General features: G+C 70.9%; 13 protein-coding genes. 11 read left to right on the plus strand and 2 right to left on the minus strand.

The window, feature by feature from the left end; all coding sequences use genetic code 11:
* Positions 1-3 precede the first annotated feature (3 nt).
* The 4 genes from AC3ET3_RS23715 to serA all read left to right on the plus strand — a co-directional run bounded on the left by AC3ET3_RS23715 (position 4) and on the right by serA (position 5,365).
* Complete coding sequence (locus tag AC3ET3_RS23715) at positions 4-1,851, plus strand: acetolactate synthase large subunit (protein WP_432137844.1); 1,848 nt, start codon at positions 4-6, stop codon at positions 1,849-1,851.
* A gap of 18 nt (positions 1,852-1,869) precedes the next feature.
* Positions 1,870-2,394, plus strand: coding sequence for an acetolactate synthase small subunit (gene ilvN / locus AC3ET3_RS23720; protein ID WP_205384320.1), 525 nt, complete (start codon positions 1,870-1,872; stop codon positions 2,392-2,394).
* A 119-nt stretch (positions 2,395-2,513) separates the two neighbouring features.
* Positions 2,514-3,512 (plus strand): ketol-acid reductoisomerase, encoded by a 999-nt coding sequence (gene ilvC, locus AC3ET3_RS23725; RefSeq protein ID WP_432137843.1) that lies wholly within the window; start codon positions 2,514-2,516, stop codon positions 3,510-3,512.
* Positions 3,513-3,775: 263 nt separating this feature from the next.
* Positions 3,776-5,365 carry a phosphoglycerate dehydrogenase gene (serA, locus tag AC3ET3_RS23730; RefSeq protein ID WP_432137842.1) on the plus strand — a complete coding sequence of 530 codons (1,590 nt, stop codon included), beginning with the start codon at positions 3,776-3,778 and terminating at the stop codon, positions 5,363-5,365.
* A gap of 66 nt (positions 5,366-5,431) precedes the next feature.
* On the opposite strand, the gene AC3ET3_RS23735 is transcribed toward serA, so the two are convergent.
* Entirely contained in the window at positions 5,432-6,952 is a 1,521-nt protein-coding gene (locus AC3ET3_RS23735; RefSeq protein ID WP_432157235.1) for an MFS transporter, read from the minus strand.
* Positions 6,953-7,050: 98 nt separating this feature from the next.
* Here AC3ET3_RS23735 and AC3ET3_RS23740 point away from each other — a divergent pair, with 98 nt between their 5' ends.
* Positions 7,051-7,641, plus strand: coding sequence for a TetR/AcrR family transcriptional regulator (locus tag AC3ET3_RS23740; protein ID WP_432137840.1), 591 nt, complete (start codon positions 7,051-7,053; stop codon positions 7,639-7,641).
* Between the two features lie 115 nt (positions 7,642-7,756).
* Here the strand turns inward: AC3ET3_RS23740 and AC3ET3_RS23745 are convergent, their stop codons facing one another.
* Positions 7,757-8,941, minus strand: coding sequence for a PucR family transcriptional regulator (locus tag AC3ET3_RS23745; protein WP_435612834.1), 1,185 nt, complete (start codon positions 8,939-8,941; stop codon positions 7,757-7,759).
* A gap of 164 nt (positions 8,942-9,105) precedes the next feature.
* On the opposite strand from AC3ET3_RS23745, the gene AC3ET3_RS23750 reads away from it, so the two are divergent.
* From AC3ET3_RS23750 to AC3ET3_RS23775, 6 genes are all read left to right on the plus strand, one after another.
* Positions 9,106-10,032, plus strand: a complete 927-nt coding sequence (locus tag AC3ET3_RS23750; protein ID WP_432137838.1) for a proline dehydrogenase family protein — start codon at positions 9,106-9,108, stop codon at positions 10,030-10,032.
* A gap of 39 nt (positions 10,033-10,071) precedes the next feature.
* Positions 10,072-11,703: an L-glutamate gamma-semialdehyde dehydrogenase gene (pruA, locus tag AC3ET3_RS23755; protein WP_432137837.1), complete on the plus strand. Its 1,632-nt coding sequence runs from the start codon at positions 10,072-10,074 to the stop codon at positions 11,701-11,703.
* A 74-nt stretch (positions 11,704-11,777) separates the two neighbouring features.
* On the plus strand, positions 11,778-12,665 hold the full coding sequence (locus AC3ET3_RS23760; protein ID WP_432137836.1) for an alpha/beta fold hydrolase: 888 nt from the start codon (positions 11,778-11,780) through the stop codon (positions 12,663-12,665).
* A gap of 178 nt (positions 12,666-12,843) precedes the next feature.
* The gene (locus AC3ET3_RS23765) at positions 12,844-12,975 is read left to right on the plus strand and encodes a hypothetical protein (RefSeq protein WP_432137835.1); all 132 of its coding nucleotides are present in this window, start codon (positions 12,844-12,846) and stop codon (positions 12,973-12,975) included.
* 101 nt (positions 12,976-13,076) lie between these two features.
* Positions 13,077-14,120, plus strand: coding sequence for a 3-isopropylmalate dehydrogenase (locus AC3ET3_RS23770; protein WP_432137834.1), 1,044 nt, complete (start codon positions 13,077-13,079; stop codon positions 14,118-14,120).
* Between the two features lie 257 nt (positions 14,121-14,377).
* Positions 14,378-15,466, plus strand: a complete 1,089-nt coding sequence (locus AC3ET3_RS23775) for a branched-chain amino acid aminotransferase (protein ID WP_435612835.1) — start codon at positions 14,378-14,380, stop codon at positions 15,464-15,466.
* The last annotated feature ends 2 nt before the right edge of the window (positions 15,467-15,468 follow it).

Genomic DNA, 15,468 nt, shown 5'->3' on the forward strand with positions numbered 1-15,468 from the left:
CCGATGACCGAGCAGGCCACCGGGGCCCATCCGCAGCCGCGGCCCCGATCCGGAGGACACAACTCCGCTCCCGTCGAGCACGTCACGGGCGCGCAGTCCCTCATCCGTTCTCTCGAGGAAGTCGGCGCCGACACGGTATTCGGCATTCCGGGCGGTGCGATCCTCCCCGCCTACGACCCGCTGATGGACTCCACCCGGGTCCGCCACGTCCTGGTCCGCCACGAGCAGGGCGCCGGCCACGCGGCCACCGGCTACGCCCAGGCCACCGGCAAGGTCGGCGTCTGCATGGCCACCTCCGGCCCCGGCGCCACCAACCTGGTCACCCCGATCGCCGACGCGCACATGGACTCCGTTCCGATGGTCGCGATCACCGGCCAGGTCGCTTCCAAGGCGATCGGCACGGACGCCTTCCAGGAGGCGGACATCGTCGGCATCACCATGCCGATCACCAAGCACAACTTCCTGGTCACCAAGGCCGAGGACATCCCGCGGGTGATCGCGCAGGCGTTCCACATCGCCTCCACCGGCCGCCCCGGCCCGGTCCTGGTCGACATCGCCAAGGACGCCCTGCAGGCGCGGACCACGTTCTCCTGGCCGCCCACCATGGACCTGCCCGGCTACCGTCCGGTGACCAAGCCGCACGCCAAGCAGATCCGCGAGGCCGCCAAGCTGATCACCGCCGCCAAGCGGCCCGTGCTGTACGTCGGCGGCGGTGTCCTGAAGGCGAAGGCGACCGCCGAGCTGAAGGTGCTCGCCGAGCTGACCGGCGCGCCCGTCACCACCACCCTGATGGCGCTCGGCGCCTTCCCCGACAGCCACCCCCAGCACCTGGGCATGCCCGGCATGCACGGCTCCGTCGCGGCCGTCACCGCCCTGCAGAAGGCCGACCTGATCGTCGCCCTCGGCGCCCGCTTCGACGACCGCGTCACCGGCAAGCTGGACAGCTTCGCCCCGTACGCCAAGATCGTCCACGCCGACATCGACCCGGCCGAGATCGGCAAGAACCGGGACGCCGACGTGCCGATCGTCGGCGACGCCCGTGAGGTCATCGCCGACCTGATCCAGGCGGTGCAGAAGGAGCACACCGAGGGCCACCGGGGTGATTACGGCGCCTGGTGGACGGACCTGAAGCGCTGGCGCGAGACCTACCCGCTCGGCTACGACCAGCCCGACGACGGCTCGCTCTCCCCGCAGCAGGTCATCGAGCGCATCGGACAGCTCGCCCCGGAGGGCACGATCTTCGCCGCCGGCGTCGGCCAGCACCAGATGTGGGCCGCGCACTTCATCGAGTACGACAAGCCCGCCACCTGGCTCAACTCCGGCGGCGCCGGAACCATGGGCTACGCGGTCCCGGCCGCGATGGGAGCCAAGGCCGGCGCCCCGGAACAGACGGTGTGGGCCATCGACGGCGACGGCTGCTTCCAGATGACCAACCAGGAACTGACCACCTGCGCCCTGAACAACATCCCGATCAAGGTCGCCGTCATCAACAACGGCGCCCTCGGGATGGTCCGCCAGTGGCAGACCCTGTTCTACAACCAGCGCTACTCCAACACCGTCCTCCACAGCGGCCCGCACGACGTCAACCCGGACGCCCGGGGCACCCGCGTCCCCGACTTCGTGAAGCTGTCCGAGGCCATGGGCTGCTACGCGATCCGCTGCGAGTCCCCCGACGACCTCGACAAGGTCATCGAGGAGGCGAACTCCGTCAACGACCGCCCCGTCGTCATCGACTTCGTCGTCCACGAGGACGCCATGGTGTGGCCGATGGTCGCCGCCGGCACCTCCAACGACGAGATCATGGCCGCCCGGGACGTCCGCCCCGACTTCGGCGACAACGAAGACGACTGAGCGAGAGAGACGAAAGACATGTCCAAGCACACGCTCTCCGTCCTGGTGGAGAACACCCCGGGCATCCTGGCCCGGATCGCCGCTCTCTTCTCCCGGCGCGGCTTCAACATCGACTCGCTCGCGGTCGGCGTCACCGAGCACCCCGACATCTCCCGCATCACCATCGTGGTCAATGTCGAGGACCTGCCGCTGGAACAGGTCACCAAGCAGCTCAACAAGCTGGTCAACGTGCTCAAGATCGTCGAGCTGGAGCCGTCGCAGGCCGTCCAGCGGGAACTCGTTCTGGTGAAGGTGCGCGCCGACAACGAGACCCGCTCCCAGATCGTCGAGATCGTCCAGCTGTTCCGGGCCAAGACCGTGGACGTCTCCCCGGAGGCCGTGACGATCGAGGCCACCGGCAGCAACGACAAGCTGTCCGCCATGCTCAAGATGCTGGAGCCGTACGGCATCAAGGAGCTGGTCCAGTCCGGCACGATCGCGATCGGCCGCGGCGCCCGGTCCATCACGGACCGCTCGCTGCGCGCCCTCGACCGCAGCGCCTGACCCGCCGTACGGGCGGCCCCCCGAGGGCGGGCCGCCCGTATACCGAGACCCTGAGACCTTCCCTCCCCCCGCCGTCATACGGTGGGTCGCAACACCAGAACTCCAAGGAGAGACCCAAAGTGGCCGAGCTGTTCTACGACGCTGACGCCGACCTGTCCATCATCCAGGGCCGCAAGGTCGCGGTCATCGGCTACGGCAGCCAGGGCCACGCCCACGCGCTGTCGCTGCGCGACTCCGGTGTCGACGTGCGGGTCGGTCTGCACGAGGGCTCGAAGTCCAAGGCGAAGGCCGAGGAGCAGGGCCTGCGCGTGGTGACCCCGTCTCAGGCCGCCGCCGAGGCCGACGTCATCATGATCCTGGTGCCGGACCCGATCCAGGCCCAGGTCTACGAGGAGTCCATCGCCCCGAACCTGAAGGACGGCGACGCGCTGTTCTTCGGCCACGGCTTCAACATCCGCTTCGGCTTCATCAAGCCCCCGGCCGGCGTCGACGTCTGCATGGTCGCCCCGAAGGGCCCAGGCCACCTGGTGCGCCGTCAGTACGAGGAGGGCCGCGGCGTTCCGTGCATCGCGGCCGTCGAGCAGGACGCGAGCGGCAACGCCTTCGCGCTGGCCCTGTCGTACGCCAAGGGCATCGGCGGCACCCGCGCGGGCGTCATCAAGACGACCTTCACCGAGGAGACCGAGACCGACCTGTTCGGTGAGCAGGCCGTGCTGTGCGGCGGCACCGCCGCGCTGGTCAAGGCCGGCTTCGAGACGCTGACCGAGGCGGGCTACCAGCCGGAGATCGCGTACTTCGAGTGCCTGCACGAGCTGAAGCTGATCGTCGACCTCATGTACGAGGGCGGTCTGGAGAAGATGCGCTGGTCGATCTCCGAGACCGCCGAGTGGGGCGACTACGTCACCGGCCCGCGGATCATCACCGACGCCACCAAGGCCGAGATGAAGAAGGTCCTGGCGGAGATCCAGGACGGCACGTTCGCCCAGCAGTGGATGGACGAGTACCACGGCGGCCTGAAGAAGTACAACGAGTACAAGTCGCAGGACTCCGAGCACCTGCTGGAGACCACCGGCAAGCAGCTGCGCAAGCTGATGAGCTGGGTCGACGAGGAGGCGTAGGCCTCACCCCGAGGGGGCCGGAGCGAGCGCGTTCCGGCCCCCTCGGCGAACCTCGGGTAACGTCGGTGACATGGCGTTGTCCACCCCGTCCACCCACGGATGGGTGATCCTTCCGTGGAGGCGCAATGCGACCTCTCTTGCGCCACTAGACTGCTGAACAACACGCGTCAGGCCCACAGCGTCGTGCGTCTTCCGCGGTAGCCCCTCCCTCCACCGCCTGCGGCCGTCGGGACGGCCGTCCGCATCGCACATGTGAGGACCACGTGAGCTCGAAACCTGTCGTACTCATCGCTGAAGAGCTGTCGCCCGCGACCGTGGACGCGCTTGGCCCGGACTTCGAGATCCGGCACTGCAACGGAGCGGACCGAGCCGAACTGCTCCCCGCCATCGCCGACGTCGACGCGATCCTGATCCGCTCGGCCACCAAGGTCGACGCCGAGGCCGTCGCCGCCGCGAACAAGCTGAAGGTCGTCGCGCGCGCCGGCGTCGGCCTGGACAACGTCGACGTCTCCGCCGCCACCAAGGCCGGCGTGATGGTCGTCAACGCCCCGACCTCCAACATCGTGACCGCCGCCGAACTGGCCTGCGGTCTGCTCCTGGCCACCGCCCGCAACATCCCGCAGGCCAACGCCGCGCTGAAGAACGGCGAGTGGAAGCGCAGCAAGTACACGGGCGTGGAGCTGGCCGAGAAGACCCTCGGCGTCGTCGGCCTCGGCCGGATCGGCGCGCTGGTCGCCCAGCGCATGTCCGCCTTCGGCATGAAGGTCGTCGCCTACGACCCTTACGTGCAGCCGGCCCGGGCCGCCCAGATGGGCGTGAAGGTGCTGTCCCTGGACGAGTTGCTGGAGGTCTCCGACTTCATCACCGTCCACCTGCCCAAGACCCCCGAGACGGTCGGTCTGATCGGCGACGAGGCGCTGCGCAAGGTCAAGCCGAGCGTGCGCATCGTCAACGCCGCGCGCGGCGGCATCGTGGACGAGGAGGCGCTGTACTCGGCGCTGAAGGAGGGCCGGGTCGCCGGTGCCGGCCTCGACGTGTACGCGAAGGAGCCCTGCACGGACTCCCCGCTGTTCGAGTTCGACCAGGTCGTGGCCACCCCGCACCTCGGCGCCTCCACCGACGAGGCCCAGGAGAAGGCCGGTATCGCCGTCGCCCGCTCCGTCCGTCTCGCCCTCGCCGGTGAGCTGGTACCGGACGCGGTGAACGTCCAGGGCGGCGTCATCGCCGAGGACGTCAAGCCGGGCCTGCCGCTCGCCGAGCGCCTGGGCCGGATCTTCACCGCGCTCGCCGGCGAGGTGGCCGTCCGCCTCGACGTCGAGGTGTACGGCGAGATCACCCAGCACGACGTGAAGGTGCTGGAGCTGTCCGCGCTCAAGGGCGTCTTCGAGGACGTCGTCGACGAGACGGTGTCGTACGTCAACGCCCCGCTGTTCGCGCAGGAGCGCGGTGTCGAGGTGCGGCTGACCACCAGCTCCGAGTCGAGCGACCACCGCAACGTCGTCACGGTGCGCGGCACGCTCGGCACCGGCGAGGAGGTCGCGGTCTCCGGCACCCTGGCCGGCCCGAAGCACCTCCAGAAGATCGTCGCGGTCGGCGAGTACGACGTCGACCTGGCGCTCGCCGACCACATGGTGGTGCTGCGCTACGAGGACCGTCCGGGTGTCGTCGGCACCGTGGGCCGGATCCTCGGGGAGGCCGGCATCAACATCGCCGGCATGCAGGTCGCCCGTGCCGCGGTCGGCGGCGAGGCGCTGGCCGTGCTCACCGTCGACGACACGGTGCCCGCCGGCGTGCTGACCGAGCTGGCGGCGGAGATCGGCGCCACGTCGGCCCGCGCGGTGAACCTGGTCTGACGCACACACGGCGCGACGCCGGGCGGGCTGGAGCACCCAGCCCGCCCGGCGTCGTCGTACCGGCGCTCAGGTGCCGGCCCGCTCCCGCGCCGGCTGGGGCTCCGGGGCCGGCGCGGGTGCCTCGACCTGGCGCAGCAGGACCGCGGCCACCGCCGCCGCCCCCGCCAGCAGGACCGCGCCGGTGAGCGCCGCGCCGTGCATCCCGTGGGTGAAGGCCCCGCGGGCGGTGGCCGCCAGGCCCGGGAAGCGGTCGGCGACCGCGAGCGCGCCGCCGAGCGTCTCGTGGGCGGCGCGCGGTGCCGCGGCCGGGATCTCGTCGCGGTACAGCGCGGTGCCGATGGACCCGAGGACCGCCATGCCGAGGGCACCGCCGAACTCGGCGCCGGTCTCCAGCAGGGAGGAGGCGGAACCGGCCCGCTCGACGGGAGCGCCGCTCAGCGCGAGGTCGGTGATCTGGGACATCACCACCACCATGCCGCAGGCCAGGACCCCGCACCCGGTCAGCACCAGCCACAACGCGTCCGTCCCGGCCAGGGCGAGCAGTCCGTAGCCGCCCGCCGCGACCGCGAAGCCGCCGGCCACGACGTGGGCGCGGTGCACGCCCTTCTTCACCAGGGCGGCCGCCACCGGGGCCGCCATGCCGATCGGCACCGACGGCAACAGCGACCACAGGGCGGCCTCCAGGGCGTTCTTGCCGAGCACGGACTGCAGGTACTGGGTGGTGAAGTACGCCGAGCCCATCACCGCGAACGCGGCCACGAGGTTCAGGGTGACGGCGGGGGCGAAGCCGCGGCCGCGGAACAGCGCAGGGTCGATCATGGGCGAGACCGTGGTGCGCTGCCGGTGCACGAAGAGCAGCGTGAACAGCAGGCCGACGGCGATCGAGACGACGGGGCCGGCATGCCGGCCGTCGGCCGCGATCTCCTTGAGCCCGTAGATCACGGGCAGTACCGCCGCCATGGACAGCGGGACGCTCGGCCAGTCGAAGCGGCCGGGGTCAGCACTGCGGGACTCCGGCAGCAGGACCGGGCCGAGGAGCAGCAGCAGCGCCATCGCGGGCAGGTTGACGAGGAAGACCGAACCCCACCAGAAGTACTCGACGAGCACCCCGCTCAGGACCGAGCCGAGTGCGATCCCGGCCGTCATCACGCCGGACCACAGCCCGATGGCCTTCGTCCGCTGGGCGGGGTCGGTGAACATCGTGCGCACCATGGCCATCGTCGACGGCATCAGCGTGGCGCCGCCGATGCCGAGGGCGGCGCGGGCCGCGATCAGCGTCCCGGCGCTGTTCGCGTACGCCGCCACCAGTGAGGCGGTGCCGAACGCGGCGGCGCCGAGCAGCAGCAGCCGGCGGTGGCCGACGCGGTCGCCGAGCGAGCCCATCGTCATCAGCAGGCCGGCGAGCACGAACCCGTAGACGTCGAAGATCCACAGTTGCTGCGTGCCGCTGGGCTCCAGGTCGGCGCTGATCGCCGGGATGGCGAAGTAGAGGACGGAGACGTCCATCGAGACCAGGAGCAGCGGGAGCATCAGCACGCCGAGGGCGGTCCATTCACGGCGGCCGGCGCGCGTCGGGTCGGTTGTCATGCCGAGAAATATACGCACGTATTAAACGCTCGTCTAGGACGAGTGTATGGATCGCTTGTATGAGACGCCTGTATGGGCGGACGGGTAGGGTGGGGCGCATGGGACACCGTGAGGATCTGCTCGAAGGTGCCAAGCGCTGCTTGCGGGCCAAGGGGTTCGCGCGGACGACCGCGCGCGACATCGTCAAGGAGTCGGGGACCAATCTGGCCTCGATCGGCTACCACTACGGCTCGAAGGGCAAGCTCCTGGCCGAGGCCTACGTCGCCCTGGTCGGCGAGGTGTCCGAAGACTGGGAACTGCCCGGCACCCTCGACGCCGGCACGGGTACCGAGCCGGGCTCGCTCGACCGGTTCCACGAGGTCTGGTCGAACATCATCCGCACCATGCGGGAGCCCGACTCCATCTGGCACCTCAGTGTCGAGATCATCGCCATGGGCGACCAACTGCCCGAGGTGCGTGACCACTTGGCGCGGGCGCAGCGCGAAGCCGCCCGAGGGATCATCCCGCTGTTCATGGGCGGCCGGGAGGAGGACGTCGCCGAAGAGGACGTGGACTCCGTCGGGCAGCTCTACAACACCCTGATGACGGGCCTCATCGCCCAGTGGACCTTCGACCCGAGGACCGCGCCCACCGCGGAACAGCTCACCGAGGGCCTGCGCCGGGTCACCGAGGGCGTGAACCGGAGCTGATCCGCCCGGCCCGCGTCCGAAGGCGTGCGACACCCACGGAAAAGGGAGCTGAACCGCCCGGCCCGCGGCCGAGGGCGTCGACCGGACATGATCCGCCCGGCCCGTGTCCCACCTCCTACAGCCGCGCCCCCTTCAACGCCATGTGCAGCAGCAGCCGGTCCTCCCCGTCGTCCAGGTCCAGGCCGGTGAGCTGTTCGACCCGGGAGAGGCGGTAGTACAGCGTCTGGCGGTGGATGCCCAGCTCGGCCGCCGCGCGGCCGGCCTGGCCCGCGCAGTCCAGGTACACCTCGGCGGTGCGGGCCAGCTCGCGGTGGGCGGGGCCCAGCAGCGGGCCCGTGACCGGGTCGCGGACCGAGCCGAGCGAGGTCAGCAGCCGGTACGGGCCGATCCGGGACCACTCGGCGACGGGGCCCAGCCGGGGTTCCGCGCGGGCCGCGCGGGCCGCCCCCGACGCCTCGTGCCAGGCCGCGCCCAGCTCCAGCAGTCCCGTACGGGCCGCCGCCACGCCCGCCGCCGCGCCGCCCGCGCCCGCCCGCTCCACCAGCCGGCCGGCCGCCGACACCGCCGGGGCAACCACGTCCCCCGACCGCAGCCGCACCAGCACCGCCAGGCACTGATCCGTGGTTCCCCACGGCACCGTGCACAGCGCCGTCGCCCCCGGCAGCGTGCGCACCGAGGGCGCGTCGGCCGGGTCGGCCGACGGCCACGGCGCCACGCACACCACCGTGTGCGGGCCGTCCGCGCGCTGCCCGAGCGCGCTGCGCAGCTCCGCCACCGCCATGTCCCGCTGCCAGCCCTGCTCGGCGGTCAGCACCGCCCGCAGCTCCCGGGTCAGGTCCGCCCCGTGCTGCACCTCGTCGGCGAGCAGCGCGCCGATCCGCGCGGTCACCTCCATCGCCGCGGCCAGTTGCCCGTCCGACGGGCCGGGCTCGCTCTCCAGCAGCCACACGTAGCCGAGGACCACACCCCGGTGCCGGGTGGGCAGGCAGATCCGGCCGCGGTAGACACCGGCCTCCGGGGTCGGCGGGATCCGCACCGGCCCCGTCGCCCGGGTGATCCCGAACCCCTCGAACCAGGAGCGCACCGCCGCCGTGGAGCGCCGGGTGAGGATCGAACGGGTGCGGACCGGGTCCAGCGCGGACGGATCGAGGTCCACCTCGCTGTCGTACGCCCCGAAGGCGATCAGCTCGAAGTCGCGGTTCTCAAGGGTCGCGGGGGCGCCCAGCAGCTCGGACAGCTCGTCCACCAGCTCCTGGTAGTCACCCTTGCAATCCGACGTCACCGGGTCATTCTCCCGCATTCCGCGGCGGCCTTCATACATATGTCTGAGATCTGCGGCACGGATGCGTGACAGCTGTCGATGGCAGACGATCGGAGGGATCCTTAGGTTTCACGGTGGTTCTCCGTGCCGTGCCCCAATCATGGGGTGATGGCCATCAATGGCAGGTTCTGTGGAGGTGCCCCGTGCTGGGTCCCGTGATTCTCGCCGCGTCGCGCAGCGACCGGATGCGACGCCTGGTCTCGGCGGCCCCGGTGACCAAGCAGGTCGTCGACCGCTTCATCCCCGGCGAGACCGTCGACGACATCGTCCCGATCGTGCGGGAGCTCACGGGCAAGGGCCTGGAGCTGACCATGGACGTCGTGGGCGAGGACATCACCACCCCCGGGCAGGCCGCCCTCGCCCGGGACGCCTACCTGCTGCTCGTCGAGCGCCTGCGCGATCTCGACCTCGGCGAACGCGTCGAGATGTCCGTCAAGCTGTCCATGTTCGGCCAGGCGCTGGACGGCGGCCACGAGCTGGCCCTCGCCAACGTCCGCCCGGTCGTCGAGGCCGCCGCCGCGATCGGCACGACGGTCACCCTGGACGCCGAGGACCACACCACCCTCGACTCGATGTTCGCCATCCACGACGAGCTGCGGAAGGACTTCCCGCAGACCGGCTGCGTCATCCAGGCCTACCTGTTCCGCACCGAGGCCGACGCGCGCCGCCTCGCCGCGAACGGCAGCCGCGTACGCTTGGTGAAGGGCGCCTACAAGGAGCCCGCCGAGGTCGCCTACCAGCAGAAGCACGAGATCGACAAGGCGTACGTACGGATCCTGCGCACCCTGATGGAGGGCGAGGGCTACCCGATGATCGGGTCCCACGACCCCCGCCTGATCTCCATCGCCCAGGAACTCGCCCGCAAGGCCGGCCGCAAGCTCGACGAGTACGAGTTCCAGATGCTGTACGGCATCCGGAGCGACGAGCACCTGCGGCTGGCCGCCGAGGGCCACCGCATGCGCGTCTACACGGCCTACGGCACCGACTGGTACGGCTACTTCATGCGCCGCCTTGCGGAGAAACCGGCCAACCTGCGCTTCTTCGTCCGCAGCATGATCACCAAGGGCTGACCCCGCACACCCGCTCACCCCCAAGGAGTTACGGATCCCATGGACGCTGTGACCCAGGTCCCCACCCCCGTCAACGAGCCGGTGCACGGCTACGCCCCCGGCTCGCCCGAGCGCCAGCGCCTGGAGGCCAAGCTCAAGGAGCTGGCCGAGAACCCGATCGACCTGCCGTGCACCATCGGCGGCGAGCGGCGGATGGGCGGCGGCGAGACCTTCCAGGTCGTCCAGCCGCACAACCACAAGGCCGTGCTCGGCACGTACCGCAACGCCACCCGGGCGGACGCCCAGGACGCCGTCGACGCGGCCCTGGCCGCCGCGCCGGCCTGGCGTGCGATGTCCTTCGACGACCGCGCGGCGATCATCCTGCGCGCCGCCGAGCTGCTGGCCGGCCCCTGGCGCGAGACCCTGGCCGCCTCCACCATGCTCGGCCAGTCCAAGACCGCCCAGCAGGCCGAGATCGACACCCCCTGCGAGCTGGTCGACTTCTGGCGCTTCAACGTCGCCTACGCCCGCCGGCTCCTCGCCGAGCAGCCCCCGGCCAACGCCCCCGGCGTCTGGAACCGCCTGGACCACCGCCCGCTGGAGGGCTTCGTCTACGCGATCACGCCGTTCAACTTCACGGCGATCGCCGGCAACCTGCCGACCGCCCCGGCCCTCATGGGCAACGTCGTCGTGTGGAAGCCGTCCCCGACGCAGACCCACGCCGCCGTGCTGCTGATGCAGCTGCTGGAGGAGGCCGGCCTGCCCAAGGGCGTCATCAACCTCGTCACCGGCGACGGCATCGAGGTCTCCAAGGTCGCCCTGGTCCACAAGGACCTCGCGGGCATCCACTTCACCGGCTCGACCAAGACCTTCCAGTACCTGTGGAAGACGGTCGGCAACAACATCGAGAACTACCGCACCTACCCGCGCCTGGTCGGCGAGACCGGCGGCAAGGACTTCCTGGTCGCCCACCCGAGCGCCGACCGCGCGGTGCTGAAGACCGCCCTGACCCGCGGCGCCTTCGAGTACCAGGGCCAGAAGTGCTCGGCGACCTCCCGCGCGTACATCCCCGCGTCGATCTGGAACTCCGGGTTCAAGGAGGAGTTCGCGGCCGAGGTCGACTACCTCACCATGGGCGACGTCACCGACCTGTCCAACTTCATCGGCGCCGTCATCGACGAGCGCGCCTTCGCCAAGAACAAGGCCGCCATCGACCGCGCCAAGGAGGACCCCACCTGCACGATCGTCGCGGGCGGCACCTACGACGACTCGGTCGGCTACTTCGTCCGCCCCACCGTCGTGGAGTGCACCGACCCGGAGAACGAGGTGTTCACCACCGAGTACTTCGGCCCGTTCCTCGCCGTGTACGTCTACGACGACGACAAGTACGACGAGATGCTGGAGCAGATGGAGTCGGTCTCCGCCTACGCGCTCACCGGCTCGGTCGTCGCGGGCGACCGCGCGGCGGCGGCCCACACGATGGACAAGCTGCGCTACGCGGCCGGCAACTTCTACATCAACGACAAGTCGACCGGCGCCGTCGTCGGCCAGCAGCCCTTCGGCGGCGGCCGTGCCTCCGGCACCAACGACAAGGCCGGTGCCCCGCAGAACCTGATGCGCTGGACCCTGACCCGCGCCATCAAGGAGACGCTGGTCCCGCCGACCGACTACACCTACCCGCACATGGGCTGACGGCCCGGCAGGCGCCGACGGGCCGGGTCTCCCACAGGGGACCCGGCCCGTCGGTGTGCCGTGACAATGGGCGCATGACCGTTCTGACCGACGACGGGGTGCGCCTGTGGGCCGCCGCCTGCGGGCGGGGCGAGCCGCTGGTGCTGTGCCACGGAGGCCCCGGCCTGTGGGACATGTTCGGGGACGTGGCCGGGATGCTCGGCGACGCCGCCACCGTGATCCGCTGGGACCAGCGCGGCTGCGGCCGCTCCGAGCGGTGCGACGGGCCCTGGACGGCCGAGCGCTTCGCCGCCGACCTCGACGCGGTACGACGCCACTTCGGCCTGGAGCGCATGGCACTGCTCGGCCACTCCTGGGGCGCCCAGCTGGCCCTGGACTACGCGCTCGCGCACCCGGAGCGGGTGAGCACGCTGGTCTACGTGGCCGGAACGGGCATCGACCCGGTGTCCTCGTGGCACGGCCGGTATCAGGAGAACTTCCTGGCCAGGCTCACCGAGGTGCCCGAGCGGGCCGCACGGTGGCGGGATCTGCCGAACGGGGACCCGGAACAGGCGATCCTGCGGTGGTCGGCCGACTTCGCGGACCGGGAGCGGGCGCTGGAGCTCGCCGAGCGGATGGCGGACCCCTGGTTCGGGATCAACTTCGCGTGCAACAAGGCCCTGAACGCCGAGACCCGTAACACCTGGGGCACTCCCGGGCTGTACGCGGCCTGTCGGCGGCTCGACGTGCCGGTGCTGATCGTCGACGGTGCGCGGGACATCCGGCCCCGCTCGGCCGTCGACTCCCTGGAGCGGGCGCTGCCCCGCGTGCGCCGGGTGGTGTTCCCGGACGCCGGTCACCTGCCGTGGGCGGAGGAGCCGGACGCCTTCCGGGCGGCCGTGGTGGCGGCCCTCCAGCATGAAAGCCCAGGTCGGCGAGGTGTGACCCGGTCCGCCGTCTCAGATAGTAGGAAGTCCGAGTAATTGTGGAGACAGGCGGGCCCCGCTCCCTTAGTTTTGTAGGAGCCGAACGTCTCGCTCGACCAAGCGAAGGACGTCGAGAGCCGTGACCCGTGCAGGAAACCCCTGCGGTGACGGCCTCCGTCCCATCCGGCGTCTCCCCTTCCGTGCTCCCGGATTTTCCAGAAGGAGTCGATTCCCCATGGCCGAGACGACCGTCCGCCGCCGAGTCCGCCACCTCTCCCGTGCGAGTGAGTCCGACCGCAAGCAGGCCGCCGCCGCCCTCCAGCGCGCCCTCGACCGCCGTGACAACGGCGGCCAGACCGGCCACTGAACCCCTCGGCCGGGAGCCGCACCCCGGGCGGGCGACACGGCGCTGTCCGTATGGCGGACGGTGCCGTGTCATCCCCTGGGACGAGGAGTAGGGTGCCGGGCATGTCTCGCAGCATCGATCTCGCAGTGATCCCCGGTGACGGCATCGGCCAGGAGGTCGTGGCCGAAGGTCTCAAGGTCCTCTCCGCCGTCCTTCCGCAGGATGTGAAGCTGGAGACCAAGGAGTACGACTTCGGCGCCCGCCGGTACCACGCCACCGGTGAGACCCTCACCGACGCCGACCTCGAAGCGCTCAAGCAGCACGACGCCATCCTGCTCGGCGCCATCGGCGACCCCAGCGTCCCCTCCGGTGTCCTGGAGCGCGGCTTCCTGCTCAAGCTCCGCTTCGCCTTCGACCACCACGTCAACCTGCGCCCGAGCAAGCTGCTCCCGGGCGTCGCCACGCCGCTCGCCGGCCAGCCGGAGATCGACTTCGTCGTCGTCCGCGAGGGCACCGAGGGCCCCTACACCGGCAACGGCGGCACCATCCGCAAGGGCACCCCGCACGAGGTCGCCACCGAGGTCTCCGTCAACACCGCCTTCGGTGTCGAGCGGGTGGTCCGGGACGCCTTCGCCCGCGCGCAGGCCCGCCCCCGCAAGAAGCTCGCGCTGATCCACAAGAACAACGTGCTGACCTTCGCCGGTCACCTGTGGACGAACATCTTCAACAAGGTGGCCGAGGAGTTCCCCGAGGTCACCACCGAGTACATGCACGTCGACGCGGCGACCATCTACCTGGTCACCCAGCCCGAACGGTTCGACGTGATCGTCACCGACAACCTGTTCGGCGACATCGTCACCGACCTCGCCGCGGCCGTCTCCGGCGGCATCGGCGTCGCGGCCTCCGGGAACATCAACCCCGGTGGCGAGTTCCCGTCCATGTTCGAGCCGGTCCACGGCTCGGCCCCGGACATCGCCGGCCAGGGCAAGGCGGACCCCACCGCCACCGTCCTGTCGGTCGCCCTCCTGCTGCGCCACCTCGGCTACGACGCCGAGGCGACCCGCGTCGAGGAGGCCGTCGCCGTCGACCTCGGCGAGCGTGCCGGCAAGCCCGCCCGCTCCACCTCCGAGACCGGCGACGCGCTCGCCGTACGCGTAGCCGGCTGACCCGCCGCGCCACGTCACCACACGAAGCCGCCGGGTCGCATTCCGCACCCGGCGGCTTTCCGTATGCGGCGCCGGGTGCCACCATCGAGCCCTGGGCCGCTCTCACCCCGATTCCTTCCGGCGCCACCCCCGCGCGATAATCGAACGCGGAGCCGCGGAATGAGGGAAAGCTCGGACGTCCTAGCACTGGCCGGAAACGGTCGGCGCCGGGTATGAGCCGCGGCCCGTCACAACCAACCGGTGAAGGACAACCACTGATGACGACGCCCACGATCGAGCTCAAGCCCTCCGCCCACCCGCTCTCCGCCGCGGAGCGCGAAGCGGTCCTGGCCAACCCCGGCTTCGGACGCCACTTCACCGACCACATGGTGACGATCAAGTGGACCGAGGGCCGCGGCTGGCACGACGGGCAGCTCGTCCCGTACGCGCCGCTCTCCCTCGACCCGGCCACCATGGTCCTGCACTACGCCCAGGAGATCTTCGAGGGCCTCAAGGCCTACCGCCGGCCCGACGGCTCCGTGGCCACCTTCCGCCCGGAGAAGAACGCCCTGCGCTTCCAGGCGTCCGCCCGCCGCCTCGGTATGCCCGAGCTGCCGGTCGAGACCTTCATCGAGGCCTGCGACGCCCTGGTCCGCCAGGACGAGGGCTGGGTCCCGGCGCACGGCGGTGAGGAGTCCCTCTACCTGCGACCCTTCATGATCGCCACCGAGGTCGGGCTGGGCGTCAAGCCCGCGGGGGAGTACCTCTTTCTGGTGATCGCCTCACCGGCCGGCGCCTACTTCCCCGGTGGCGTCAAGCCGGTCTCCATCTGGGTCTCCGAGGACCACGTCCGCGCCGTCCCCGGTGGCATGGGCGACGCCAAGACCGGCGGCAACTACGCCGCGTCCCTGCTCGCCCAGGCCGAGGCCGCCGCCGAGGGCTGCGCCCAGGTCTGCTATCTCGACGCGGTCGAGCGCAAGTGGGTCGAGGAACTCGGCGGGATGAACCTGTACTTCGTGTACGGCGACAAGATCGTCACCCCGTCCCTCACCGGTTCCATCCTGGAGGGCGTCACCCGCGACTCCCTCCTCACCGTCGCCCGCGACCTCGGCTACGAGGCCGAGGAGGGCCGCGTCTCCGTCGACCAGTGGCAGCGCGACTCGGAGGACGGCACCCTGACCGAGGTCTTCGCCTGCGGCACCGCCGCCGTGATCACCCCGGTCGGCACGGTCAAGCGCACCGGCGCCCAGTGGCAGCAGAGCGGCGGAGAGCCCGGCGAGGTCACCCTGCGCCTGCGCCGGGCTCTGCTGGACATCCAGCGCGGCACCGCCGAGGACAAGCACGGCTGGATGCACAAGCTGGCCTGACG

The organism is Streptomyces sp. bgisy159, assembly GCF_057707805.1.